This window comes from Nostoc sp. C96, assembly GCF_059384975.1.
Genome location: NZ_CM182020.1, coordinates 4,042,187 through 4,068,198 on the forward strand (window position 1 = coordinate 4,042,187; position 26,012 = coordinate 4,068,198).

Here is a 26,012-nt window from a genome sequence, read left to right on the forward strand (position 1 = left end):
CTATGCTCCAAAATTGACTTTAGTAATTGTACCTATCTAAAGTTGAATTTTCTGCTTAAATGTTGAAAATTATGACATTTCGATTTTTTAATTCTTTAGATAGATGACATTTTGGTTCATCAACTTTTGGAGCTAACTTAGCAGAATATATGATTATTTTCTTACCAGAGATAAATTAAAGCATTTATTGGGAATAAGTCTCTAACTTTCGTTATCCAACTCAGCTAAAATCTTGTCGAGCCTGTCATTAGTATCTTTAGCAAGTTGAACGCAGCGTAGACTTGCAACCATTCCACCAGTATCAGTCACAGTTCCTTTTAGGACTTTTCCGAAAAGCATAAGTCCAGCACCGACAAGACTAATACAGGCAGATAAATAAGTTTAAAATATTGAACATATCTTGTTATTGCTACTTCATGGGCTGAAATTCAATATTTTACAAACTTTTTCAACAATCTCCTACACTGTTGTTTCAATTACTAGCCACACCGCCAAGTAATGCAGAAGCTTACCGATTTGATTCAGTAGCATCTGGGGAAATGCGCTCCGCAATTGCTATTTGCCTTTGCCTGTTTTGGAAGATTTAAGCGAAGCATTGTTGGATTTTAACAGTTTGGCTGATTTACAGGCTTGGTTAGACAGGCAATAAATTAAACTCAGGAGCGATCGCCCTTCACGCCCTTCAATTCTAAATCCGAACTAAACAACCCAAAAATCCTAGTCGTACAATAAACTAATAAAGTGCGTAACCGATATTTACGTACATTTTTTACGTTTTTGAGGAACTTATGACCGCAACATCTCCCCGATTAAAGCACGAGGTTAAAGACCTCGCCCTCGCTCCCTTGGGAAGACAGCGCATTGAATGGGCTGGACGGGAAATGCCAGTTTTACGGCAAATCCGCGATCGCTTTGCTCAAGAAAAACCTTTTGCTGGGCTTCGCCTTGTGGCTTGCGCCCACATCACCACAGAAACAGCACATCTAGCCATTGCACTTAAAGCTGGTGGTGCAGATGCAGTTTTAATTGCGAGTAATCCCTTATCAACTCAAGATGACGTAGCTGCTAGTCTCGTTGTCGATCATGAAATTCCTGTCTTTGCACTCAAAGGCGAAGATAACGAAACCTATAATCGCCACGTCCAAATTGCTTTAGACCACCGTCCTAACATTATTATTGATGACGGTAGTGATGTGGTTGCTACCCTAGTTCAGCAACGTCAACATCAAATTGCAGATTTAATTGGGACTACAGAAGAAACCACAACCGGAATTGTGCGCTTACGCGCGATGTTCAGAGACGGTGTTCTCACCTTCCCGGCTGTGAATGTCAACGACGCAGACACCAAGCACTTTTTTGATAATCGCTACGGTACAGGACAATCAACCCTGGATGGGATTATCCGGGCGACAAATATTCTTTTAGCTGGCAAAACTATTGTCGTTGCTGGTTATGGCTGGTGCGGTAAAGGTACAGCATTACGCGCCCGTGGTTTGGGTGCTAACGTAATTGTTACCGAAATTGACCCCATCAAAGCAATTGAAGCGGTGATGGATGGCTTCCGCGTTCTCCCAATGGCTGAAGCTGCACCCCAAGGTGACTTATTTATTACTGTGACTGGTAACAAGCACGTCATTCGCGGTGAGCATTTCGATGTTATGAAAGATGGTGCGATCGTTTGTAACTCTGGTCACTTTGATATCGAACTTGACCTGAAATATTTAGCTAGTCAAGCTGAAGAAATTAAGCAAGTCCGCCCCTTTACCGAACAATATAAACTGAAGAGCGGTAAATCAGTGATTGTTTTGGGTGAAGGACGCTTAGTCAACCTCGCCGCAGCCGAAGGACATCCCAGCGCTGTAATGGATATGAGCTTTGCAAACCAAGCGTTGGCTTGTGAATACTTAGTGAAAAATCAAGGTAAATTGGAACCTGGTTTACACTCTATTCCTACCGAGGTAGACCAAGAAATTGCTCGGTTGAAGTTGCAAGCTATTGGCATTTATATCGATAGCTTGACACCAGATCAAATTGAGTACATCAACTCTTGGACTACAGGAACTTAAACTCAGTGTTAAAGTTTAAGCGATAGGATATCTTGACGGGATAGGTTAGCCTATCCCGTTTTAGTAGATATTTATTTGCCTCACGCAAAGGCGAGCCAGTGCGTTGGGCGGCTCCGCCGACTTGAAGCAACTGGCGTGCAAAGGCGCAAAGAAGTAGCGATCGCAATGGCAAATACACCTCTAAATTAAGAGTGACAGATAATCAGAGTGCAGTTACAACTGACACTATACAAATACAACCTTAGAAAAATGAGTGAAAGTACATCTTTAACGCAGCAATGGTTAGCGGAAATTCAAGCACTCAAACGCCAATTGGCAGAACAAAAAGTTGATTTAGCCGCAGCTTGGGAAAGTGCGGAAAAATGGCGTAAACTCTACAATACAGAAGCAGAACAACGCCGTACAGACGCGCATCTATTCCAACAAACGATCGCATCTCTCAAAGCAGATATTCACAAACTCCAAGGTATTGAAGCCGCAACACTGGCTGACGGTAAAGCGACAGCAGCCATCCAAGCAGAAATTACCCAAATCCAAGCGGTAGAAGAATTGCAAACAAAACTGATTGCAGCCATCAAAGAGCGTGATCGCCTATTGCAAGCATTAAAAACTGAACAAGAAAGCCACGCTCAAACACGCAAAAGTCTCACCACCGCCTTGGGTGATGCTATTGATGGCTTGGCACGAGAACGCAGCGCCGCAGAACAGGATAGATAATATTGAGAATAATTGAGTATGACAAGATTGAAAAACTATTAAGAATGGGCAGGAGGAGAATCGAACTCCTATGACCGCAAGGTCGCCACATTTTGAGTGTGGTGCGTCTACCAGTTTCGCCACCCGCCCTTGGGTGCAACTTTCCTAATATAACATATCTTTTGAAGTTATTGCAAGTAATTTCCAGTCACTAAACTAGAGTCAATATCTTTTATAGATGTACAACCACTCAGAGCCATTGCTACGCTTAACTCATTTTCTAACAGCGAGATGATATGCGATACACCAACTTGCCCAGCGACAGCTAATCCCCACAGTACAGGGCGGCCGATGAGGACAGCTTTTGCACCAACAGCCAAGGCTTTGAGGATATCTGTACCGCGACGGATACCACCATCTACCAGTACTTCGGCTTGATTATCAACAGATGCAACTATCTCAGCTAGTGCATCGAATGACGCGATCGCTCCATCGAGTTGTCTGCCACCATGATTAGACACTACAATTGCTTTGGCTCCACGCTCAACTGCACGCACAGCATCATCACCTCGTAAAATACCTTTGAGTACCAAAGGTAGTGGCGATAAAGACTGTAACCATTCCAAGTCAGACCAAGTTACCGCAGGGTTTAATTGCTGGGCAAAATAGGTAAATAATCCAGATTCTCCTGATTCTTGGGGAATATTCAACCCTGAGATATTTGTAATATTTGCCAAATGTAATCCTGGTGGTAAGGTAAATACATTACGCATATCACGCTCTCGCCGTCCTAAAATAGGCGCATCTACAGTCAAACATAAAGCTTGATAACCAGCAGCGTAAGCCCTTTCTACCAAATTTCGAGTCAAGCCTCGGTCTTTGTGGATATAAAGTTGGAACCATTGCAAGGCGTTATGTTTGTAACCTACCGCAGCGACTTCTTCTAGGCTCTTAGTTGCCATTGTACTCAACACCATACCCACACCAGTGGAGGCTGCTGCTAAAGCTGTGGCAAGTTCTCCCTCTGGATGGGCTAGACACTGAAACGCCATCGGTGCAATTAATAAAGGTAGTTGTAGAGGCTTTCCTAAAATAGAAGTAGTTAAGTTGCGATCGCTCACATCAACTAACATCCGAGGACGCAATTTAATCTTTTCAAATGCAGCGCGGTTATCTCGTAATGTGATTTCATCCCAAGCGCCACTACTGTAATAATCAAAAGCCATCTGTGAGAGATGCTGTTTGGCTAACTGTTCGTATTCCCAGAGGTTAATTGGTTGAGAGACATCTGTCATAAAGGCGTTTTTGCTTGAAAAATTACTTTTTTGAGTCTGCTCAAGTTAGCATACCAAAAAGCTTTTTCTTAATTACCTAAAATTTTTTGCACATCTTCTACATAAATCTATCTAACAATTCTTCGCGCGATAATTGCAGTAATAAAGGAGTAAATTCGTCTGGTGATAAAGCTAATAATGGTTCTATAATCCCTGTTAGTTTCGTATCTGAAGAACCAAACCGGAAGCGCAATAAATTCTCTATCAGCTTACGTCGTTCTGCTTGAATACCTTCTTGAATGCCTTCTTGTTTAGTTTCTGCTAATTTTTGCTCGTAAATAGGTGATAAGCGCATAATTAAATCTCTATCCTCTGCGTCTATATTTTGATTTACTTCCAAGGTCGTCTTCAAACTTAATAATAAATCAATTGCTTTAGCACGTAAGGGATTTTCTAGGGGCAGTGCTTCTAGTTCATCGATTGCTTGTTGCTGAACTCTGCCTTTTCCTAAAATTCTCAGCCATAGTGTTTCTTTAATACCTGGTAATTGATAAATTGCAACAATTGCTGTTCTTAAATAATCACCGAGAAAATTTACGCCTACTTCCCAGCTTTCTATGTCTTGGCTAGTTCTAAAACCCTCTAAGATAGACTCCGAAGCCGTAGGTGATAAAATCCACAACCGAGGTAATTCTGATTCTGTAATCCGATTGTTATCAACTTTAATCTGACGCTTGATTTCGGCAAATATATCAAATAGCTTATTCATACAACTGCGAATTTCGGCAATTGTAGCGGCATTTCTAAAGGGTTCAATTAATGCAGGTGCAGATGCAATTTTTCCTAATAAACCTAATTCTATTTTATCGCTGGTTGATTGAGATGTCGGTGCGAAATAAACATCAATCTCGCGGATTTCCGCAGAGACTTTTTGGCTAGTTTCTATTTCTCCTAATGGTTGTAATAATTCTTTAAGATAATCTTTGGCAAATTGGTCGTAGGGAAACCTGGTCATTAGAAGATTTTGGGACTATACCCATATCTTACATGAGGGCGATCGCCTACGACATACCGCAGATTATCTCGGTTTACCAGTTACGCCAACCGCCTTTTGCTGGCACTCCACCAGAATTTTTCAACCCGTGACTTTGCAGTAAAGTTTGATATTCTTGACTACTAGCCCAACGGTCAATTTCTCTAGCACGCAAGACTGGGACAGGATGGCTTAATTGGGCTGTGCGGGCTGCTTTGACCATTTCACCTAATTCTGTCTTACTAATATCATCATAAGCACGAGCTTGGTCAACAAAGGCATCAAGATTGAGTTGGGGTGCGAGTGTGGGTGAACCGCCTGCAAGTTTCATGAGTACAGACATGACCACTTTGGGGTTTTGGGTGGCTAACAAAGCGGCGCGATCGCATGTAAACTCAGCACAGCGTACCCATTCTAAAAGTTGTGTTTGGATGGCTTGCGCCAGCAAATTACCCACATTTGGCACAATTGCCGCCGCTAAAATTAATAAATTTACAGGCGTTAAATAGACACTGTGGTCACATTTAAGATGCCCTAATTCATGGGCAATTACCGCTTGAATTTCTTCTGGGGTAAGAATATCTATCAAAGAAGTGTGCAGCACCACAAACGGCTGCTTACCGCGCATTGCAAAAGTGTAGGCGTTAGGTGCTGGATGTTGCCGCACATATAATTGTGGTGGCTCAATATCTAAAGTTTTACAAGCTTCTAGTAATAATTTATGTAAATCAGGCAGTTGATTTTCACTAACTAAAATACTAGAGGCAATATTTTCTACATAAAAAACTTGCTCCGCCATTGGCCCCAGCCAATTTCGTACCATCAAATCAATACCTGGTATCTGTTTGAGAGTTTTGGTAGATTCCAGGTTTAAGGGATGACGAAAGGAGTCAGCTTTTAAACCAATCAGCGGGGTTTTAATAAATGACATGATGTAGCAAGTTGAAAAAATGAGGTGTTGCAGAATAACTTATTGTCATTCTATCAAACTAGAAATTTGTTCAGGCACTGCTAAATTTTTTTGGAGTTGCTGAATAAATTCCTCTTGGGAAAAATCCCCTACATTGTTAGTTATTAACCAACTTTTCAGGGGACTATGCCAAAATTTATGGTAAAGAATCACTCCTTTTACATTCAAAATAGCTGATAAATAGCTAAATGAAGAGTGGCTCATTATCAGAACGGTTGCTGATGACATTCTTTGAAGCGTTTCTATGGGATCAGCATTAACAAACTTTTCTAAATTAGGTATGACATCAAATTCTGCCAACTGAGTTGATTTAGGATCAACAACCACATTACTTTTTAACATACTATGTTGATTTGGTGTTACCGTAAAAGATTGTGTAGGCATTTCGGTATGTAATTCAAACACATAGTCAAGTTTAAGTTGATCTAGAATTGCCCTGATTTTTTGAGCTACGGTAATATAATATTCATTTGACAGCATTCTGTGAGAAGCAACAAACAATAAATCACCTCTTCTCACATGTATGGCAATGCGAATCACTGATGATTTCTGCAAAGAGAAAGGGGATACATCCTTGACGCATTGTAAAGCTTCTGGATAGGTATCTGTGATTTTATAGGGAAGCAAGACTTTAGCCAAAATGAACCTTTTGCTTTTTAGTGCCTTTCTTCTCAGTTTTTCAAAAGTCAATAAATCTAGATTTTTAATATATTCAGTAGTATAATCGACTGGTAATTCTCTATCAGAGGATATTTTAAATATTTGATTATACTCATTAACAATATCTTGATTTGTAGTATTTTGCTCAAGAGCGACCAAACCTTGATAGTTTAATTTAGTTAATGGTGAATGAATGTATGGCACCTGAAGCAATCGGGAAGCTGCATAAATACTATATATTCTTTGAATTTGCGCTCCAGCACCATCAGTGAATTTATCATTTGCATAAGTTAATCCTAGCAAATTACTGTGAGGGGAAATCCCCATAACTTGCCAATAAAACCTCACTGCATTATTAACTAATTGAGTTATTTTAAATTTTATTAGTTTAATTAAGTCACGCATTAAATTAGGTGCAAATGATTCCGTCATCATCTTGATGGGCTTAAGCATTTTTTCTTACCTTTTTTAAAGTGACTGAATAAAAAAACAACTTTAGACAGTCTAATTAAAGCTAAGTTGTAGATTTTTGCAAGTAAATAAGCAAACACTCCTCATTATAACGATTAAGTAGGGTGGGCAATGCCCACCGAACTACTAAGTCGAAATTGTTACTGGCGGGTTACTGCCATTAGATGTTAATTCTGGTGTAGGGATTTCCTGTACACGCTTGATTTTAGCGCCCAGTTGCAGCAATTTGAGATCAAGGCGATCGTAGCCGCGATCGAGGTGATGCAATCCTTGAAAGGTAGTTAAACCTTCCGCTGCTAGTCCAGCTAAGACGAGGGCTGCTGATGCACGCAAGTCTGTGCCTAATACAGGCGCACCTGATAACATCGGGACTCCCCGGACAAAGGCCGCATTGCCTTTAACGCGAATATCTGCTCCCAAGCGATTTAACTCGGAAGCATGGCGCAAGCGATTTTCAAACACAGATTCGTTAATGATGCTGTCACCTTCAGCCAAGGTGAGCAATGCCATAAACGGTGCTTGCATATCTGTGGGGAAACCGGGATGAGGTAAGGTTTCAATATATGTCGCCTTGAGGGTTTCCGCAGGTAGCAGTCGCAAGCAATCTGGGCCTTCCTCAATGATGGGTACGCCGATTTCTCGGAGTTTGGCAATCACGGGAATTAAATGGTCGGGTACGACTGGGGATAGTAAGATTTCGGAACGCGTAATCGCACCTGCTACCAAAAAAGTTCCGGTTTCAATGCGATCGGGGATAATGCTGTAGTCAACAGAATGCAATTGAGGCACACCCACAATTGTAATTATGCTAGTACCAGCACCGTGAATTTTAGCTCCCATTGCGTTACAGAAATTCGCCAAATCAGCAACTTCTGGCTCACGAGCAGCATTTTCGATGATGGTTTCACCATCAGCAAGGGTAGCAGCCATCATCAACGTTTCCGTTGCTCCCACACTGGGAGTGTCGAGGTAAATTTTGGCTCCTTTTAATCTGCCGCCGCCGGGAACATAAGCATTACAAATGCCATGTTCAATCTGTACTTCGGCTCCCATCGCTTGCAGTCCCCGGACGTGCAAATCAACTGGTCTAGCACCAATAGCACAGCCCCCAGGTAAAGGCATTTGCGCTACTCCTAGCCTTGCTAGTATGGAACCAATGGCAAAAAAGCTGGCGCGTAGTTGAGTAACGAGTTCGTACGGAGCTTTAGATGTAGTAATGTTGCTGGCATTAATATCTAAAATGTCACCTTGGTGTGAGACGCGTACACCCAAGGCTGATAAAACTTGTCCCATTTTTTCCACATCCGCCAACAAGGGAACATTGCGGATGTGACAATCTCCAGAACAGAGCAATGCTCCAGCCATGATTACTAGTGCTGAATTTTTTGCCCCGCTAATTTTTACATGACCATGCAAAGGATGCCCACCCCAAATTTGCAAGACTGAGGAGTCTGCTTGAGGTGCAAGCTTGGCATCTGGTAAGCTGGTAGAAGGATTGATAAGCCTACCTCCAAAAATAATACGTAGTTTTCAAGGGTTGAAGTTGGTTTTGATTCTACAGTAAAGATTTAATTTGTCTACATCTTGTATTAATCAATATATTTTTTAGCTAGTGAACTAAGGGCTGAAATAACCATAGTTTAGTCTAAGGTGAATTGGGAAATTACGCTCATTGGCGATCGCCATACTCCCTAGATACTGTACTTTGGTTTGGGCAAAATCTAACCACCCATCATAGTTCCCAATCTTCGCTCTGGAATATCTATGACACAGAATATTTGGCTATTACTTGACAAAAATAAACATTTGAGTAATAATTATAAATTGTCGATATAAAATCGATGCCAGCGGAACTGGCGGAATTGGCAGACGCGCTAGATTCAGGTTCTAGTGCCGCAAGGCTTCCGGGTTCAAGTCCCGGGTTCCGCATTGAAAGTTAAAGGGTAAAAGGCAAAAGGCAGAAACTTTTACTTTTTACTTTTTACTTTTTACTTTTGCCTTTAATTGTGTTAACTAGTTTACAAAATTCTCTCGTTAAGCAAATTCGCAAGCTGCACTCTACTAAAGAGCGTCACAAGCAGGAATTATTTTTGCTGGAAGGGACGCATTTGTTGGAGGAAGCTTGTGCGGTTGATTATCCATTAGAAACGGTGTGTTGTACACCAGATTGGCAAGCTAGTCATACCGCATTGTGGGAAAAGGTTTGTAGTCGGTGCGATCGCGCCGAAATTGTTAGTGAGGAAGTTTTAGGAGCGATCGCCACTACAATACAACCAGATGGAGTAGTCGCCACAGCCAGACGCAGCGAATCTATCAATCAAGTCCCCTTTGATGGTGTTGTTTTAGCCTTAGAAACCATCCAAGACCCAGGAAATTTAGGTACGATTATTCGCACAGCGGCGGCGGCTGGTGCATCGGGATTGTGGTTGACAGGTGATAGCGTGGATTTAGATAATCCCAAAGTGTTGCGTGCTAGTGCTGGACAATGGTTTCGCTTAAATATGGCAGTGACTGAAAATTTATTAACCACAGTTCAGCAAAGTCAGCAGGCGGGAATGCAAGTGATAGCGACTTTGCCGACAGCAAAATTAACTTATTGGGAAATTGATTGGCGCAAACCCAGTTTAATTTTATTGGGGAACGAAGGCGCAGGTTTATCGGCAGACTTGGCAAACATAGCAGATAAACAAGTGAATATTCCCCTGAGTCCTGGAGTAGAGTCTTTGAATGTGGCGATCGCAGCTGCTTTAATGTTGTATGAAGCTCGGCGACAAATAACAGCTGGCTAGACAAACATCACTTTGTCTTTTCTTGCAAATATTGTTCAATATCAGCAACGGCATCCTCAAAAGCCGCTAAATCAATATCGCCCAACTCATCCACTAATTCGGCATCAGTTATTTCCTCAGCCTGAGTTGCTTCATTCTCAGCCAGATTTTCGTCGTGTAAAATACCTTCCAATTGATTGAGAGATTGTTCAAACTCTTGATTAGCGGCGCGGCGCTGTTGATGATCATTTTGCTCCATCATACTGACTGAAAAATATTGATTTACTAACTTTAGTTTTAAATTGCAGTTCCTACAAATTTCTATTTTGCATATATACAAGCTTGATGGCTATCTGCTGTATCAACTTTACACATTTAGCACTTAAGTATAAATCCGCAAAATCAAGGCAGGCGATCGCATATCTTGCTGGAATAGATGACATAATATTTCACAGAGGATTTTTCAACGATAGCGATCACACTCACAACGTCATCATTCCACCTCAGAACACGAAACTCCGAGTAAAAAGCTTAAGCGATCGCCTTCAGAACCTCATCATTCCACTTCAGAACACACAACTTTTAGTTTGAAACGAGAACGTTCTCACTTGAAACAGAAACATTCTCACTTAGAACGAGAACGTTCTCACTTAAAATAGGAACGTTCTCACTTAAAATAGGAACGTTCTTATTTGAAACAAGAATATTCTTGCTTAAAACATGAAAAGCCGAGATTAGGCGATCGCTGTTATGATTCTGAGGACAGGCGATCGCGCAAATATGCTAAATTTTTACGTACAGTTATAGTATTTGGATGATCTATCCCTAAGCGTCGCTCAAAAATATCTAAAGCTTGAATGTACAAAGGTTCGGCTTCGCTGTATCTGCCTTGGGAACGATAGAGTGCGGCTAAATTGTTGAGGTTGGTGGCTACATAAGGATGTTCTTCACCCAGAAGTTTGCGCCACAGTGCCAAAGCTTGAATGTACAAAGCTTCGGCTTCGCTGTATCTGCCTTGGGAATCGTAGAGTGAGGCTAAACCGTAGAGGCTGGTGGCGACATCAGGATGTTCTTCTCCAAACAGCTTGCGCCTGAGTGCCAAAGATTGAATGTAAAGAGGTTCTGCTTCGCTGTATCTGCCTTGGCAATCGTAGAGTGTGGCTAAATTGTTGAGGTTGGTGGCTACATAAGGATGTTCTTCACCCAGAAGTTTGCGCCACAGTGCCAAAGCTTGAATGTACAAAGCTTCGGCTTCGCTGTATCTGCCTTGGGAATAGTAGAGTGAGGCTAAACCGTTGAGGCTGATGGCGATATCGGGATGTTCTTCACCCAGGAGTTTGCGCCTCAGTGCCAAAGCTTGAATATACAAAGCTTCGGCTTCGCTGTATCTGCCTTGGGAACGATAGATTTCTGCTAAATTGTTGAGGCTGGTGGCGACATCGGGATGTTCTTCACCCAGGAGTTTGCGCCTCAGTGCCAAAGCTTGAATATACAAAGCTTCGGCTTCGCTGTATCTGCCTTGGGATTCGTAGAGTGCGGCTAAATTGTTGAGGCTAGTGGCGATATCGGGATGTTCTTCACCCAGGAGTTTGCGATACAGTGACAAAGCTTGAATGTACAAAGGTTCCGCTTCGCTGTATCTGCCTTGGGATTCGTAGAGTAATGCTAAATTATTGAGGCTGCTGGCTAAGTCTTTTTCTAAACCTAATTCTTTTTGCAATTCTACAGCTTTGTTTAAATACTTAATGCCTAATTCTTGCTCATTTTTATAATCTTGACACTCACTCCGGTCGAGTCTTTTTCTATAAATATCTCCTAAACTAAAGTATAAAGTTGCTAATGTTGCATCTTTCACACCACGCTGTTCTAAATCTTGAATAAATCCTTGCAAATCTTCTATAGGCAATAAATAATCATTGTCATCATCAAAACTTGATAATTCATTACCACTAAAAGCAAATCGAATCGGCTCTAATTCTCTAGCAGAAACAGTGTTTTTCCTTCTAGACGCAAACCGAAAAACACCATTGCGCCAACTCCAAAAATCAGGCGCTTTTTTAATTAACTCAACTAATATTTGATTAGTCACCCACAAAACAATTGCAAAAGGAAATTCTCTTAACCCTTCCCTAGTCCACTGTAAATAACCGAAAAATATCTCTTGTTCTGAACGTTCCTCCCCCAACTTCAAAAAATGAAGCTGTTCTGCACCAGTCACACTAATTACTGCCGAGTTATGTTGCTGCAAATATTCTTCTCTTTTCACCAATTGAGCAACAGCAGCCCTCAAACTTGGTTCGCCCCTTGCCAATGTCACCCGATAGCAACGAATTTGTGGCTGTAATTCTGCCTCATATTGAGCAATAATCTTATCCCGAAAACTAGCATCATCACAAACAGCAATTAGCAAATTCAACCGATGTGCTTTAGCCTCAATGGAAACAATTAAGTCATCATAAATATCTTGATTTTCTCCATCTTCAAATAGTTCATTAACTGTCATTGATTAACCCCCGGTCTCTCAAGAGTTCTACAACTATTGGATGAACATCGTACCAGTTCTTGCGGTTGCGATATTCCAAAATATAAAGTCCGTGGAGCAAATCTAAAAACTCAGAATCTCTCGGATCATCAGGCATAAAGTTGTTATATGTAGTTTGCAAGATGCCATAATCCAGTTTCCCCAAAGGCACAGCGAAATCATTACGGATATTATTAACCGCCTCATCTAAAATTTGCTCATCAATAACCACAGCTTGTTCAGGTTTACGCCTAATTAATCGCAGACAAATGCGGCAGCATTCATTAGCAATTCTCACCAATTCTCGCAACACACCACCGCTATTTAAAACAATCTTTTCTGCTGTTTGTTTTTCTATAAGTTCAGATGCAATTCGTTTTTGTAAGATTTCACACAAAATATTCTCTGCCTGCGGTCTAGGCTTTGCACCAACCTGACGACTTTGCCCTTGTTCAAATAACTTTAATACAGGCATAACTACAACTTGATCATTAGTTTCCGTCTCAATCAGTCGTCTGAGAAACTTATCTCTTAAAACAGCAATAGGTAGTGTATAAATAATTCTAAAATTTGGTTGACATAAAGTTTTAATATTGTCTCTATATATGTCATTTACCCTTTCTAGTTCCAATTTATCTAAATCATCAATAATCACTAAAACATCTTTTTTAGTAGCTACATGAATAACGGCAGCTATTTCATTAATCCGAGCAATTAAATCAGAAATTTTTCTCTCAAACTCTTGCTTAATCTCATAGCGAACAGCCGCATCAGCCTTTAACTTATTACTAATCAATTTGAGCAAATCAAACCCAAGCGAAGTTTCAGCTTCAATGTTAAATTCTTCTGTCTTAGTGCGAGTAGCAAACCACTTATAAAAAGCATTTTTCGCAGACTTAGGAATTTCAACTCTACGAGCTTCTGCCTCGTACATTAAATTAACGGCAATGGCAAATAAAATATTGATGTGATTAACATCTGACATTTCAATTGTGTCGGAAATCGAAAATAAAACTACAAAATAACGGTTTTGTGTTCTTCTACTAAACTCAGCCAACAAAGTAGACTTACCACAACCACGATGTCCGGTAAAAATAATCTTGCCATCACCATTAGGACTATCTTCGACTAACTGCTCTAATTCCTCAATTACCTCATCACCATAATTCACCCTAAATCTATCTAAGTCTTTTGTCTCAATGAGTGGTAATAACTCTAAATTTCTATAAGCTTGCTGAAAAGACTTTAATAATTCGTCAGACATAACGCATAACTGTACAACTTAACTATTCATATCATCACCCATCCTCACCAAAGTAGAACATCCCCCTCCGCGTACCTCTGTCTTGAAAAGTTTGCTCAACGGGGGGAACCCCCGCACGCAACTTTTCGCTGCGCCAACCTCCGCGAAACTCCGCGTTAAAAAAACATTACCCTCCTCCGTCACCGGAGAAGGGTTAGTAATGAGACATCAAAATTCTCACCAACTGAGACTCAGCACTTTTAATAAGCGTCTTGTAACTCGTAAAAATCAGGCGAGATGTAATCTTTCCGCAAAGGCCAACCCACCCAATCTTCCGGCATTAAAATCCGCTTCAGGTTAGGATGTCCTTCGTAGATAATGCCGAACATATCGTAGCTTTCACGTTCTTGCCAGTCGGCAGTTTTCCAGATCCAATATACTGAAGGCACTGTAGGATTTTCCCGTGGGAGAAATACCTTCACTCGCACTTCTTCTGGTCTATCAGCGTTATCACCAACTTTGACTAAGTGATACACACTGACCAAATCCTGTCCTGGGCCAAGATCAATACCAGATTGAAACTGGAGATAATTGAACCCATAAGCATACAAAGCTGTAGCAATGGGGAGCAAAAATTCTGGCCCGACTTTAATAATCTCTACGCCATTTTTATCAGGTGCTAAAGACTCATGATCAAAGCCATTTCCTGCCAACCATTGAGAAATCGGCCCAGATGGAACTAAAGCATCTTCCCCTGCTGGTACTGGTTTAGTTTCTTCATCAGCCACGGCTTTGTTCCTCCTTGGTTTTTGAAGTTAGCAGCGCAGGTGGTACTGGTAGACCAATAGCTTCTGTCAATTCTTTTGGTGGAGTAAAGCGAGTTTCTGACTGCATATACTTGCCAGTTAAAATTTCTGCTACTGGCTTCAAGTTATGAGTCGTACTATAAAAGCGGTGGGTTTGCTTAGATTGATCACGTTCTTGCATGGAATCATTAGCAATTTTCTTCCGCAGCTTAATGATCGCATCAATAATCGCTTCGGGACGGGGAGGACAACCAGGCAAATACACATCCACCGGAATCAATTTATCAACTCCGCGTACAGCAGTGGGAGAATCCACGCTGAACATCCCGCCAGTAATTGTACAAGCGCCCATCGCAATCACATACTTTGGTTCAGGCATTTGTTCATAAAGACGCACTAACTGGGGTGCCATCTTCATGGTGATTGTGCCGGCAGTAATAATCAAATCAGCTTGACGGGGACTAGAACGGGGAATTAACCCAAAGCGGTCAAAGTCAAACCGAGAGCCAATTAAAGCTGCAAACTCAATAAAGCAGCAAGCTGTACCAAATAGTAAAGGCCAAAGACTTGAAAGCCTAGCCCAGTTGTAGAGGTCATCAACCGTTGTCAAGATAATATTTTCTGAAAGGTCTTGAGTGACTGTCGGACGCTCAATAGGGTTGATGATTTTCTCTTTGTCTTGGGTGCTTAGATCAGAATTCAAGACCATTCCAAAGCTCCTTTACGCCATGCGTAAACTAAGGCAACTACAAGAATTGCAATAAAAATTAGCGCTTCAATGAATGCTAATAACCCTAAACGGTGAAAAGCCACCGCCCAAGGATATAGGAACACGGTTTCTACGTCAAAGACGACGAAGACCAGCGCAAACATGTAGTAGCGGATGTTGAACTGAATCCAGGCTCCCCCAATTGGTTCCATCCCAGATTCATAAGTTGTGAGGCGTTCCAGGCTGTTACCACTGGGTCTGAGAAGCTTGGAAGCAGAAAGCGCTAGGGCAGGCACTAGGCTACAGATAATTAAGAAGCCTAGAAAGTACTCGTAACCGCTGAGGACAAACACAATGAATTTCTACCGCTTATGGTGTGAATAACGCTGTTACATTTCTTTTACATTATATCTTTTAGAGTTTTCTGAAATCTGGGAAACAAACGGATTTCAGGTATTTGATTCGTTTGTGTAAGTGATAGAAAAGTCTAACAGTTATGTCATAATTTTTAACGTATATTTAATAATTCCCCTCTGGGAGACCTTAGCCATGAGCGAACAAGCTGTTGAGACTCCAGCGTTAGACCGCTATGAGTGTCGCGCCTGCGGTTATGTTTATGAACCTGAGAAGGGAGATGATAAGCATGATATCCCTTCAGGGACACTGTTTACAGAACTGCCTGTAAATTGGCGTTGTCCAGTTTGTAGTGCCAAGAAAACTGCTTTTACCAACATTGGCCCGTCTGGTACAGCATCTGGTTTTAAAGAAAATCTCGGTTTTGGTTTGGGTGTTAATAAGCTCACTCCAGGGCAAAAGAATATCTTGATTTTTGGGGCTTTGGCTCTGGCGTTCTTGTTCTTTATCAGTCTTTACGGCTTACAATAAGACCCGCTATCTTTTTTTACCTAATTCTAGAGAGCGATCGCATCTCTGGGGTAAAACCTAAACGAATTTAGAAAACACTAAGAAATACTGATGCAGTTCATTGTGAGAAGCTGGCAACGCATAATTGCCTTTTTGATAGTAGTTGTTTTGTGTATAGGTTGTAGCAAAGTGCCTTCCACTAGCTTCAACCCTTGGGAAATCATCACTGTACCAACCAACGAGAAGTTGCTGGATATTGCTTTTACGCAAGATTCTCAGCATGGTTTTTTAGTAGGAAGCAACGCCACGCTTTTAGAAACTAAAGACGGGGGTAAAAATTGGCAACCCTTGTCTTTAGCATTAGACGATTCTCGGTATCGTTTTGACTCCGTAAGTTTTTCTGGGGAAGAAGGCTGGATTGTCGGCGAACCCTCGCTACTGCTGCATACTACCGATGATGGCCGTTCTTGGTCACGGATTCCTTTGAGCGAAAAGTTACCAGGTAATCCAATTACTGTTCATGCGCTGGGAACCAACTCAGCGGAAATGGCTACTGATGTAGGCGCAATTTACAAAACCACCGATGGCGGTAAAAATTGGAAAGCTCAAGTAGAAGCAGCCGTCGGCGTAGTTCGTAATATGCAACGTTCTGCTGATGGCAAATATGTCGCTGTTTCCGCCAAGGGGAGCTTTTACTCAACTTGGGAACCAGGACAAAATGCGTGGGTTCCCCATAACCGCAATAGTTCTCGGCGGGTAGAAAACATGGGTTTCAATGACAATGGTCAACTGTGGTTGTTAGCACGGGGTGGTCAGATTCAATTTAGCGAACCCAATAACGCCGAAGAATGGCAAGAAGCTGTATATCCAGAGTTATCCACCAGTTGGGGGTTATTGGATTTGGCATATCGCACACCGGAAGAACTTTGGATAGGCGGCGGTAGCGGTAATTTATTGCGGAGTACTGACGGTGGTAAAACCTGGGAGAAAGACCGGGATGTGGAACAGGTAGCCGCTAATCTATATAAGATAGTGTTTCTCAAGCCAGATCAAGGATTTATTATTGGCGATCGCGGTGTATTGCTGAAATATAACGCCAATACAGAAAAAGCTGCTCTAGAAAAAGCCGCTTAGACCTAGCGAAAGTTTAGGTGTTCACGCTGATTTATGAGAAGTGCGTTGCAACTTGTAACTCTTTCTAAACTTTGTAGGATAATAAACTCAATAACAGTCTTTGTGAAGGTAGGGATCTAAATGTCAGGTACCACTGGAGAACGTCCATTTTCGGACATTATTACCAGCATTCGTTATTGGGTAATTCACAGCATCACCATCCCAGCATTATTTATTGCAGGCTGGCTATTTGTTAGCACTGGGCTGGCTTATGATGTATTTGGCACACCTCGCCCTAACGAATATTACACACAAACACGGCAAGAAGTGCCAATTGTGAAGAATCGTTATGAAGCCAAACAGCAAGTTGAAAAATTTATCGGAAAGTAGTTTGAGATCATGACTAGCGGAAATAACATCAATCAACCAGTTACCTATCCAATTTTTACAGTTAGATGGCTGGCAGTTCATACTTTAGGTGTGCCAACCGTGTTTTTCTTGGGCGCGATCGCCGCAATGCAATTTATTCAACGCTAGGAGCAAATCATGGAAAGAACGCCCAATACTAATAATCAGCCGGTTGAACTCAACCGTACTTCTTTATACCTGGGATTGCTACTGATTTTTGTTCTCGGTATTCTCTTTTCTAGTTACTTCTTTAACTAACTAGAACTGTTTTTGTGAAACTTTGTTTATCTAAAATCTGAGTTGATTTTTTATTAAGGGAGGAGGAAAATCTGTGTCTGCTGGAACTGGAAGAATTCCCCTGTGGGTTGTAGCTACAATCGCAGGTTTAGGTGTCATTACTGTTGTAGGTATCTTCTTCTACGGAGCCTACGCTGGAATCGGTTCTTCGCTATAAAAGCGATTTGAACTTAATAATATATATTCACTGAATTTTCTAGCACTTGTTTAGAAAACAGTACAAAAAAACCGTCTGACTCTTAGAGTCAGACGGTTTTATCATCATTAATTGGCTTCACAATCTGGTGAATTGGAAGTTAGTAATAAATAATTGGTAAAAATTGCAGTAGCCAATCACTTATTACTAAATACCTATTTAGCCAACATCATCGCGTTCAATGTATACCAAAAGAAACGAGAATGTTGCAATTGGTAAAACCCAACCAATAATGGGAACAAAGATAGGAGACAAGTACGATGCAGAATAAGCCAGAATGTGAGGCAAAAATTCAGTGGACATGGTAAAGTTTCCTGTTAAATCACACTACAATTCAAGATGAGCTTACTGCAAATTCAGCCAACTTTTTTAAATTCTCAAGATTTTTAACACAGTTATGTAAAACAGGTGTTCACAAACCCAGCAATTCATCTAACTGATAATTTGGCAAGTCTGGTGGAATTACAGTCCGCACAGCCGTGGCTTTGTGACTTTCCTGTTGAGTAGAAGTATGAAAGGCGATCGCCTCTAAACGAATTTCCACACAGCCGAAAGGAATATTGATTTGAGTCATCACCTCTACACCACCCAAAGCTTTAGGTAGCAAATCTTTTAATAAATGAGGGCCATCTAACAACCCACGAGTTTGGCAATCCTCAATCCATAATTTCACCACCACCTGCTGAGGGACTTCTGGTAGTTCTACACGCACACGCACAGACTGGCCTGCAATCAGTTCACCTTCTGGTATATACAGTTGAGGAGTAGGTAAAGCCTCAAGCATTTCCCCATCCAAAGGTAATGAGTTTGATACAGCCGAGCTTGACTGCTGTTTTTGCTCTCCAGCAAAATCCTCTTCGGGGTCACTATAAGTATCATCAACAACAATCTCTTGCCCTAACCAAGCTCTAGGTATTTTAATCTTTTGAGTCAGCGGTAGCTGGATTAATGGCAATGAATAGTTAGACAATTCTTGCGGAATATTTTCTGTTTCAACTTCTGCTGAGATATTTAACTCCTCAGATTCCTCAGTAATTATGCTAATCCCAGTGTCATCTTGAAGTTCAGAGGTACCCAAACTGCTCTGTTCTTCAATATTTTCCTCTGATTCACCATCGAGATTTTCTAAATCCGTATCTAGATTTGATGACAATTGAACATCAACACTTGGGATGAATAAGTCAGACTCTATTGCTTCCTCCTCCACAGGAGCAATTTCCGGCTCTACAACCTCAATTTGATGATTTTGCTCTGGTACAGGAAGTTCAGGTACAACGTATCCTTGGCTCTGCATCCACTTCCTAATTAACGGTGATGAGTAAGGATTAACCTCTGCTATCAATTCCGAACTTAAAGGAGCAGCAGGTTCTGAGATGGAGTCATCACTAAATTCTAAACTTGGTGTGACAGCCATTTGTAGCATAGACACAGCAAATAACTCGGAACTGCTTGAAACGTCAGTTTCGAGTACAGAATCATCTACATCTAGGTTCTCATCCGCTGTAATCGCTGGCTCAACTAACAGAGAATCTTCAGTGATCGCAGTTTCAGATACATCTGGTAAAGAATCTTCAGTGATCGCAGGTTCAGACAAATCTGGTAAAGAATCTTCAACGATCGCAGTTTCAGATACATCTAGTAAATTATTTGTCTCTTCTGTTGTCTCAACCGGGACACTTTTGAGGCGTTTGAGATAAGGGAATATATTACCCAACATCCATCCAGGACGACTTCTAATTGATAGCTGTTCCAAGTTAATGGGTGCTAAGGGGATTGTAGTTTGGGAGAGTAAAGCATTATCTTGCGACTCAATTTCCTCCTTCCCTTCCGCAGTCACCTCTGTCAGATCATCATTGATGGCGATTGCACTAGTTTGATTTTCTGGGAACTTTGGCAATTGTGGTAGTTGTGGCGATCGCAAATCTCCCGATTTCTTGAGAGAAAACAGATTAATTTGTTCTGGTAAAGGCTGGTTCGGCGATGGCAGAATAGTTTGAGGTTGTGTTAAAGAAGTTTTCACAAGGTTAAAAAGTTCCAAACTCAAACTTGCCGATGTTTCTGGCTCTTGATTTGGTGGAGAAACCCCTACAGCGCTAGAGTTATCTAAAAAGTTTTGCTGACTAGATTTAGTCACTGTTGCCATCGCCAGTAATTCTGTGACATCCGCCGTGATTGTAAAAGAGCGACTAGCTAAAAGTATGACATCATCAAAATCACTAATTGCGCCATATAAACTGAGTTCGCCCAAAAGCAGCTTAGATTCACAATCAATCGGAATATTAATAGCAGAGTTAATCGTAAAAGGCAGTAAATTATCTGCTAAAGGTTGCCGTACCTGAGCTAAAATTCCCGAACTCAAAGGTGAACGTAGCTCAATTTTGACCTCTAGTGTATGAAAAGTAGTTGAGTACTGTGGCTCATCTTCCAGATATTGTGGTGTTTGTAACTCTACATTGGCATTAATACTCAGTCCTTGTCCCCAACGAGCAATATAGTTTTCTTGCTCTAAAGTCAGCCTGAGTGGTGGTACTGGTTGTATCGTCTCCACTTCTTCAAGCTGTTCATCCTCTAATAATGAGGTAGGTAAAGCTTGATCTATTAAACTTTGTAATATTTGCTCTGCCGTTTCACCTTTCAGCCACACCGGATTAACAGGCTGATCGATCATTCCATCTTCATATTTTTCAGCAGACAGTTGAGAAATAACCAGGCTACTGTCAGGAATTTCTTCTCTGACGACTGACAGAGTGTGTTCATTCGTTACTACAGTTTCTTCGACAGATAGTTCGCTATCAGTAATTTCCTCTGTGGTGGTGGGAATGCGATCGCTTGTGAGTAAAGCTTCTTCACTAATAACCGCATCACTAGCAGGGAATTCTTCTGTGGTGGTGGGAATGCGATCGCTTGTGAGTAAAGCTTCTTCACTAATAACCGCATCACTAGCAGGGAATTCCTCTATGGTGGTGGGAATGAGATCGCTTGTGAGTAAAGCTTCTTCACTAATAACCGCATCACTAGCAGGGAATTCCTCTATGGTGGTGGGAATGCGATCGCTTGTAGGTAAAGCTTCTTCACTGACAACCGCATCACTAGCAGGGAATTCCTCTATGGTGGTGGGAATGCGATCGCTTGTAGGTAAAGCTTCTTCACTGACAACCGCATCACTAGCAGGGAATTCCTCTATGGTGGTGGGAATGCGATCGCTTGTAGGTAAAGCTTCTTCACTAATAACCGCATCACTAGCAGGGAATTCCTCTATGGTGGTGGGAATGCGATCGCTTGTAGGTAAAGCTTCTTCACTAATAACCGCATCACTAGCAGGGATTTCTTCTGCTGTTGTGAGAACAGTATCATCACTGGCTATTGATGCAATTTCAGCAGAAAGTTCGTTAGTAACTAAATTGCTCTGTGTATGAGACTCTGAGCCTAGAGAAATCGGCTGTTTACCAACACTACTGTCTGGCTCATCAAAATTTTGTGTGTATGGCAAGGGAACCATGAAAAATTCCTGAGAATTTGACTCTAAATTGCCACCACCCGCTAATTTATCGATTTCGCCATCTGCCAAAGTAGACAAGACTTGCAGATAGACACTCTGTTGCCATGATTTACCAAAAATATCTGACATCAAATCGCCAGAACAGCGTAATTCCCATATTCCCGGCTTGAGGAGCGTAAAGGGAATTACCGCCATTAAACCTTCTGAGGTAGTGCGCCGCGATTGCTTTTGAATTCGCCGTTTAGGGGGAACTTCTTGAGTTGAAGAGTGAGTTACCCGCACTTCCACATCCGTATTGGGAAGGTCAGAACGAGCTAAAACTCTATACCGACCTTCTAAAATTTGTATATTTGGCGATTCCAAGGTGTGCCAAGAGCGATCGCCCTGTTTCTGGATGAGAAATTGCCAGTGTTCCATTTTGAGTGATGCCCAGACCGAAGAGCAGCTGAGTAATATTTTGCATTACTTTGCTTGCAAGTTTACCTCAGCAATTTATAATTGCATCACTTATTATCATGTTTTGAGTCAAACACTGACATTTTTTTATCAAAATCAATAACCAACCGCATCTACCAAAATGGATACAACGCTGATGGTGAGCCAGAAACTGGGTATTTTTTCAGACAATTAAACAGGGTCAAGACAAATATTACCCAATCACCAGTTACTCGATTGGATAGATTGACTTCACCCAGCAAACTAAAAAGTATTAATGTATTTGAGCCACTTACTGAAATTTCAGTCGTCAAACTCCATAAAGGCTGTGGTAGTAAGCCAAAATTTGCTGCACCCGTTGTCGGCTTGCAAGACGAGAGTTAGGAGACCAAGATATCCACAAACCATTAATTTGGCTTTGATTGTAATCAAATTGTTGAGATGACTGAGGAATTAAACCCGCTTCCACTCCTTCCACTTGGCGCAGATGAGCAGCTATCTCTCGATAGACAGCTAGAGGTAAACCAGCAAATTCAAATTTTTCTTGAGTATCCATCCTTAAGATGCTCCGACAGCAATAAGATTTTGAGTTGGTATGGTTGATGAAATCGATTTACCAGCAGTAGCAGATGTCACTGATGGCGTTGAGTTAGCAGGAGCTTCACCTACCATTCTGGCAACTTCAATACCGTATTGTTCCAGAATCACGATCGGATTTGAACCCTGATTCATTTCAATCCGTTTAATCAACAGACCGTTTGCTAATCTCTGTCCCGCTTGTACATAGCGACTTGAAGGCTCATTAGGGATTTGAATAATAGCTTGGGGTTCTCTACCAATCAAAACTACGCCAGTCACCACCACTGCTTTTGCTAAATCTGGTTGGGGTGCAGGTGGTAATACAGATCCAAAAGGACTACTAGGAACAACTTGTGGCAAAACCCTAGGCAGAATAGATTTGGGAGCCTGTGCGAATTGAATGGCAGTTTTTTTCGCTATAGCCGCAGCAATGCTGATTGGCATTTTGCGATTTTTGGCAATAGCTGTTGGTAAGGGAGGTAATCGAGGAATCTGCTTGGCATTCGGATTTTGCCCCACTTCAGAACCAATCGGACTAACAATTTGTGCAAATGGATCAGGCCTCCCTTTAGACACTAAATCTATCCGGGTTTTGCCATTAGTGGGCTGAATTAAGGTAGGAGTAAGATAAACAACGTTAGTTGCCTTTTTCGTAGACACCACAGGGTTATTAAAAGATTGAGTCTGAGTCGCTGGCGCTGCTGGGGGTGGCGCTGCGGCTGGTGGTGCTGCTGGAGCCGCAGGAATCGGCGCAGGAGTACTGGCTTGTGGTGTGTTTTCTGAGGCGCATCCAGCGATCGCCAAAGTTAAAATAGTTGCAATTGCAATTTTGGAATTTATGGCCATTAGCCGTTCTCAAAAGCTATAGGAAAAATTTGCTTGGGAAAATTTACACAGCCTGTTTTTATTTCAGACAAAGTATTTTCCTTTTATAACCTAAATTATTAGATTTTAAGGGTTGTTTTTAGCATAATTAAACCAGTACAAACACGGTTTTATTTTGCTTAAATTTAATCATCTGTTGCACACATGAGATGTTTTAATAAATCCAACCCTTTCTTGACTCTGCGAGAAACCGTAACTACACTAATACCCAAATGTTCAGCTACTTGTTTTTGTGTCAAATCTTGCAAAAACACACATTCTAAAACTTCACGAGTACACTTTTCTAGCTGAAACAATGCTTGTTGTAAACGCAGTTGGTCTTCTTGAGCTAGTTGAAAGCTACGGTAGTGAGGATCTGGGACTAATTCTCCTAAACTGGTAGCTCCTTCTTCTGAGTCTTGAATTGGCACATCTAGGCTCAGAGGAGCGCGATTAATCCATGCTAATTTGATTTCTTGCCACTCACTCAGAGTAATATCCAAGGCTGCTGCTAATTCAGAGTCTGTAGGTTGGCGGTTATATTTTTCTCGTAAAGAACGAGAAACTCCAATGGCTTGCTGTTGTAGTGCCAAATAGCGTCTAGGAATTCTGACAGTTACACCTTTATCCCGCAGGTAGTGTTGAATTTCACCACGAATATAGGGAATAGCAAAGGAACTGAAAGCGTGTCCTTTAGAAATTTCAAACCTTTCAATAGCTCGAATTAGACCTAAACAACCAACTTGGAGTAAATCATCATAGCTTTCACGACATTGGTTAATCCAGTAGTGAGCTTCTTTTCTTACCAGTCCAAAATTGAGTTTTACCAGTTGATTGCGGATATTTTCCGAGCGAGATTCTTTATATTCTCGCAACAACTGCCAAATTTCATGCTTCAGTTCATTGGTGGCTGTGGTAGGCATAGCACCGCGTTTATTTAGCAAATAAACAGTTAATTAGGCACTTTTAAACAAGCTAAGATTACAAAATTTCACAGCACATAGCCTGCTATATTAACCAGAGATATCCTCTGTCATACAGCATTGCTATCACTATGAAAATTTGAATAATCGAGCAATATTTAAGTAAGCGAAATTGTTTTTTAGTTATTGTGATTTGGTATTAGCTGTAGCTGATTAAAACTACATATAAACAAAATATGAAATAATTTACTTGATTTAAAACCGAAATTGTACTTAATTTATTTAATCGATTATGAAGTGAATGTCTTATGATTTTGCTGCATGAATAAAAATTTTATTATCAGTGAACATACTGTATTTACGTCAAATAATTAATATGATTTTTAAAATTGTTCAGTAACTAAGCGTAAACGCAGATTATGCACAATTGAAGAATTTATAGTAGTTAATGAAACCGAGGAAAAGTTTACTTTTTTGCTAAGACAATAAAAAAAGGGCTGATCGCCCTTTTATAGTGAAATATGTTGCCATTTAGGTCAATTTAGTTCAAAATTCACCCATCCATTCCCTAAAGACTGATATGAAATTTTGTGATGAAGCCTAATGGCTCAAAATTGTGATCTTAAATGCCAGCAATGTGCTGAGTTTAAGAACGAGTTGGCTCAACTCTGGCGTAAAACAAACCGCGAATCTTCACTTCCTTGGGTTCACCGGCTCCCAAGTCAGTATCAGAAGGCTGTTCACTCTCAAATGTGCCAGCAATTTCACCACTAGAGCTATCTATTTTGGCTACTTGCAGAGAAATCTTACCTTTCAGAATTTCGGCACGCTTGACATTAGCACGGGTGAGTTCTTCATCATCTGCTTGAGCAGGAAGAGCAACAGCATTGTCATAACCACTAACGATACCGCGACCTTTGGGATCTAAGAAGGCTGCGCCACGATAAGAAGGCACTTTAAATTGACCTTCAAAGTCAGTAGAAGTATTGATACTGGTTAAACCAGATTGTGTTTGAGCCACTAAGTCTTTAATGGTGAAGAGGAAAGGTACTCGCTCACCACCAGGAAGTTGAACTGTTATAGCTTGGAAGTCTAAACCATCTTCTTCAACAAAAGTCAAGCTACCATCTGAGTTGAACTTGAGCGGCCCTTGTACTTGGTCAATGGTGGAAGTGTATCTAGTTAACAGTTTTCCAGGTACAAATTCGGCTGTTTGCCGTTTATTAGCTGGTTCTTCTTTGACAAAGAAGTTAGTTGGTTCCAAGCAAAGTTCTTTGATGCTATATGACTGGCTACCATCAATGGGAATGGAGCCACGGCTTGTTTCTGCCAATTGAGGGCATTTGTTAGCCAAGCCAGTCCCACGAATTTGTTCGTAGGTTAGTACATCTCTACCACTAGACTCTGGAGCATCACTACAAGCAGTTAATAGCCCCAAGCATAAAGCCAAGAATGCAACAATTAAAGCGCGATACCTCATGGTCAACCTCAATGTCAAAAATTAATATCTAAGTTGTAAAACTGCACGAAGTTTTGATCTCTGACGAAAAGCTGTCCTCACCGATAGCCAGTTTTTCCCGAAGGGTAGGCTTGCTGTCGGTGATGCTTTTAACGTCG

Annotated in this window: 29 protein-coding genes, 2 tRNA genes and 1 pseudogene; 13 read left to right on the forward strand and 19 right to left on the reverse strand. The window is 41.3% G+C overall.

The window, feature by feature from the left end; translation table 11 throughout:
- Positions 1 to 201: 201 nt before the first annotated feature.
- Complete coding sequence (locus AC504W_RS17260) at positions 202 to 339, reverse strand: hypothetical protein (RefSeq protein WP_494873506.1); 138 nt, start codon at positions 337 to 339, stop codon at positions 202 to 204.
- Between the two features lie 92 nt (positions 340 to 431).
- On the opposite strand from AC504W_RS17260, the pseudogene AC504W_RS17265 reads away from it, so the two are divergent.
- The 4 genes and pseudogenes from AC504W_RS17265 to AC504W_RS17280 form a co-directional block, all read left to right on the forward strand.
- A pseudogene (locus AC504W_RS17265) lies at positions 432 to 554 on the forward strand (DUF2887 domain-containing protein); the annotation flags it as partial.
- 41 nt (positions 555 to 595) lie between these two features.
- Positions 596 to 649: a hypothetical protein gene (locus AC504W_RS17270; protein WP_494878678.1), complete on the forward strand. Its 54-nt coding sequence runs from the start codon at positions 596 to 598 to the stop codon at positions 647 to 649.
- A 139-nt stretch (positions 650 to 788) separates the two neighbouring features.
- Entirely contained in the window at positions 789 to 2,066 is a 1,278-nt protein-coding gene (gene ahcY, locus AC504W_RS17275) for an adenosylhomocysteinase (protein ID WP_096578364.1), read from the forward strand.
- 249 nt (positions 2,067 to 2,315) lie between these two features.
- Positions 2,316 to 2,783 carry a hypothetical protein gene (locus AC504W_RS17280; RefSeq protein WP_494873507.1) on the forward strand — a complete coding sequence of 156 codons (468 nt, stop codon included), beginning with the start codon at positions 2,316 to 2,318 and terminating at the stop codon, positions 2,781 to 2,783.
- Positions 2,784 to 2,828: 45 nt separating this feature from the next.
- Here the strand turns inward: AC504W_RS17280 and AC504W_RS17285 are convergent.
- The 6 genes from AC504W_RS17285 to murA all read right to left on the reverse strand — a co-directional run bounded on the left by AC504W_RS17285 (position 2,829) and on the right by murA (position 8,670).
- A tRNA-Leu gene (locus AC504W_RS17285) sits at positions 2,829 to 2,912 on the reverse strand.
- A 38-nt stretch (positions 2,913 to 2,950) separates the two neighbouring features.
- A complete protein-coding gene (locus AC504W_RS17290) occupies positions 2,951 to 4,057 on the reverse strand; it encodes an alpha-hydroxy acid oxidase (RefSeq protein WP_494873508.1) in 1,107 nt (368 codons plus the stop codon).
- Between the two features lie 97 nt (positions 4,058 to 4,154).
- Positions 4,155 to 5,051, reverse strand: coding sequence for an RpnC/YadD family protein (locus AC504W_RS17295; RefSeq protein WP_494873509.1), 897 nt, complete (start codon positions 5,049 to 5,051; stop codon positions 4,155 to 4,157).
- A 73-nt stretch (positions 5,052 to 5,124) separates the two neighbouring features.
- A complete protein-coding gene (locus tag AC504W_RS17300; protein ID WP_494879367.1) occupies positions 5,125 to 6,000 on the reverse strand; it encodes a M48 family metallopeptidase in 876 nt (291 codons plus the stop codon).
- A gap of 45 nt (positions 6,001 to 6,045) precedes the next feature.
- Positions 6,046 to 7,152, reverse strand: coding sequence for an O-fucosyltransferase family protein (locus tag AC504W_RS17305; protein WP_494873511.1), 1,107 nt, complete (start codon positions 7,150 to 7,152; stop codon positions 6,046 to 6,048).
- 144 nt (positions 7,153 to 7,296) lie between these two features.
- Positions 7,297 to 8,670, reverse strand: coding sequence for a UDP-N-acetylglucosamine 1-carboxyvinyltransferase (gene murA / locus AC504W_RS17310; RefSeq protein ID WP_494878679.1), 1,374 nt, complete (start codon positions 8,668 to 8,670; stop codon positions 7,297 to 7,299).
- Positions 8,671 to 8,825: 155 nt separating this feature from the next.
- On the opposite strand from murA, the gene AC504W_RS17315 reads away from it, so the two are divergent.
- From AC504W_RS17315 to AC504W_RS17325, 3 genes are all read left to right on the forward strand, one after another.
- Positions 8,826 to 8,963, forward strand: a complete 138-nt coding sequence (locus AC504W_RS17315; protein ID WP_494873512.1) for a hypothetical protein — start codon at positions 8,826 to 8,828, stop codon at positions 8,961 to 8,963.
- Positions 8,964 to 9,017: 54 nt separating this feature from the next.
- Positions 9,018 to 9,099: transfer RNA gene (locus tag AC504W_RS17320), tRNA-Leu, on the forward strand.
- Between the two features lie 77 nt (positions 9,100 to 9,176).
- Positions 9,177 to 9,959, forward strand: coding sequence for a TrmH family RNA methyltransferase (locus AC504W_RS17325; RefSeq protein ID WP_494873513.1), 783 nt, complete (start codon positions 9,177 to 9,179; stop codon positions 9,957 to 9,959).
- A gap of 7 nt (positions 9,960 to 9,966) precedes the next feature.
- Here the strand turns inward: AC504W_RS17325 and AC504W_RS17330 are convergent, their stop codons facing one another.
- From AC504W_RS17330 to ndhC, 6 genes are all read right to left on the reverse strand, one after another.
- A complete protein-coding gene (locus AC504W_RS17330; protein ID WP_245894890.1) occupies positions 9,967 to 10,200 on the reverse strand; it encodes a hypothetical protein in 234 nt (77 codons plus the stop codon).
- A 486-nt stretch (positions 10,201 to 10,686) separates the two neighbouring features.
- The gene (locus AC504W_RS17335) at positions 10,687 to 12,441 is read right to left on the reverse strand and encodes a tetratricopeptide repeat protein (protein ID WP_494873515.1); all 1,755 of its coding nucleotides are present in this window, start codon (positions 12,439 to 12,441) and stop codon (positions 10,687 to 10,689) included.
- Positions 12,431 to 13,723, reverse strand: a complete 1,293-nt coding sequence (locus AC504W_RS17340) for an ATP-binding protein (RefSeq protein ID WP_494873516.1) — start codon at positions 13,721 to 13,723, stop codon at positions 12,431 to 12,433. Before AC504W_RS17340 ends, AC504W_RS17335 begins: the two co-directional genes overlap by 11 nt.
- 239 nt (positions 13,724 to 13,962) lie before the next feature.
- A complete protein-coding gene (locus tag AC504W_RS17345) occupies positions 13,963 to 14,427 on the reverse strand; it encodes an NAD(P)H-quinone oxidoreductase subunit J (protein WP_494878681.1) in 465 nt (154 codons plus the stop codon).
- Positions 14,428 to 14,482: 55 nt separating this feature from the next.
- Positions 14,483 to 15,217, reverse strand: coding sequence for an NADH dehydrogenase subunit K (locus AC504W_RS17350; RefSeq protein WP_494873517.1), 735 nt, complete (start codon positions 15,215 to 15,217; stop codon positions 14,483 to 14,485).
- Positions 15,208 to 15,570: a photosynthetic/respiratory NAD(P)H-quinone oxidoreductase subunit C gene (gene ndhC / locus AC504W_RS17355; RefSeq protein WP_015115283.1), complete on the reverse strand. Its 363-nt coding sequence runs from the start codon at positions 15,568 to 15,570 to the stop codon at positions 15,208 to 15,210. Before ndhC ends, AC504W_RS17350 begins: the two co-directional genes overlap by 10 nt.
- A gap of 196 nt (positions 15,571 to 15,766) precedes the next feature.
- Here ndhC and AC504W_RS17360 point away from each other — a divergent pair, with 196 nt between their 5' ends.
- The 6 genes from AC504W_RS17360 to AC504W_RS17385 all read left to right on the forward strand — a co-directional run bounded on the left by AC504W_RS17360 (position 15,767) and on the right by AC504W_RS17385 (position 18,056).
- Positions 15,767 to 16,102 (forward strand): rubredoxin, encoded by a 336-nt coding sequence (locus AC504W_RS17360; RefSeq protein WP_096578392.1) that lies wholly within the window; start codon positions 15,767 to 15,769, stop codon positions 16,100 to 16,102.
- 90 nt (positions 16,103 to 16,192) lie between these two features.
- Complete coding sequence (locus AC504W_RS17365; RefSeq protein ID WP_494873518.1) at positions 16,193 to 17,215, forward strand: photosynthesis system II assembly factor Ycf48; 1,023 nt, start codon at positions 16,193 to 16,195, stop codon at positions 17,213 to 17,215.
- A gap of 120 nt (positions 17,216 to 17,335) precedes the next feature.
- Positions 17,336 to 17,584, forward strand: coding sequence for a cytochrome b559 subunit alpha (psbE, locus tag AC504W_RS17370; RefSeq protein ID WP_015115280.1), 249 nt, complete (start codon positions 17,336 to 17,338; stop codon positions 17,582 to 17,584).
- Between the two features lie 9 nt (positions 17,585 to 17,593).
- On the forward strand, positions 17,594 to 17,731 hold the full coding sequence (gene psbF, locus AC504W_RS17375) for a cytochrome b559 subunit beta (protein WP_015115279.1): 138 nt from the start codon (positions 17,594 to 17,596) through the stop codon (positions 17,729 to 17,731).
- A gap of 9 nt (positions 17,732 to 17,740) precedes the next feature.
- A complete protein-coding gene (gene psbL, locus AC504W_RS17380) occupies positions 17,741 to 17,860 on the forward strand; it encodes a photosystem II reaction center protein PsbL (protein WP_096604190.1) in 120 nt (39 codons plus the stop codon).
- 73 nt (positions 17,861 to 17,933) lie between these two features.
- Entirely contained in the window at positions 17,934 to 18,056 is a 123-nt protein-coding gene (locus AC504W_RS17385) for a photosystem II reaction center protein J (protein ID WP_062295774.1), read from the forward strand.
- Positions 18,057 to 18,254: 198 nt separating this feature from the next.
- Here AC504W_RS17385 and AC504W_RS17390 read toward each other — a convergent pair whose 3' ends face one another.
- From AC504W_RS17390 to AC504W_RS17415, 6 genes are all read right to left on the reverse strand, one after another.
- Entirely contained in the window at positions 18,255 to 18,398 is a 144-nt protein-coding gene (locus tag AC504W_RS17390) for a photosystem I reaction center subunit VIII (RefSeq protein WP_494873519.1), read from the reverse strand.
- Positions 18,399 to 18,507: 109 nt separating this feature from the next.
- Positions 18,508 to 22,011, reverse strand: coding sequence for a hypothetical protein (locus AC504W_RS17395; RefSeq protein ID WP_494873520.1), 3,504 nt, complete (start codon positions 22,009 to 22,011; stop codon positions 18,508 to 18,510).
- A gap of 328 nt (positions 22,012 to 22,339) precedes the next feature.
- Positions 22,340 to 22,585 (reverse strand): hypothetical protein, encoded by a 246-nt coding sequence (locus AC504W_RS17400; protein WP_096578398.1) that lies wholly within the window; start codon positions 22,583 to 22,585, stop codon positions 22,340 to 22,342.
- A 2-nt stretch (positions 22,586 to 22,587) separates the two neighbouring features.
- Positions 22,588 to 23,454 (reverse strand): hypothetical protein, encoded by an 867-nt coding sequence (locus AC504W_RS17405; RefSeq protein WP_494873521.1) that lies wholly within the window; start codon positions 23,452 to 23,454, stop codon positions 22,588 to 22,590.
- A 164-nt stretch (positions 23,455 to 23,618) separates the two neighbouring features.
- Positions 23,619 to 24,395, reverse strand: a complete 777-nt coding sequence (locus tag AC504W_RS17410) for an RNA polymerase sigma factor SigF (protein WP_096578402.1) — start codon at positions 24,393 to 24,395, stop codon at positions 23,619 to 23,621.
- Between the two features lie 646 nt (positions 24,396 to 25,041).
- Complete coding sequence (locus AC504W_RS17415) at positions 25,042 to 25,875, reverse strand: photosystem II manganese-stabilizing polypeptide (RefSeq protein ID WP_096578404.1); 834 nt, start codon at positions 25,873 to 25,875, stop codon at positions 25,042 to 25,044.
- Positions 25,876 to 26,012 lie beyond the last annotated feature (137 nt).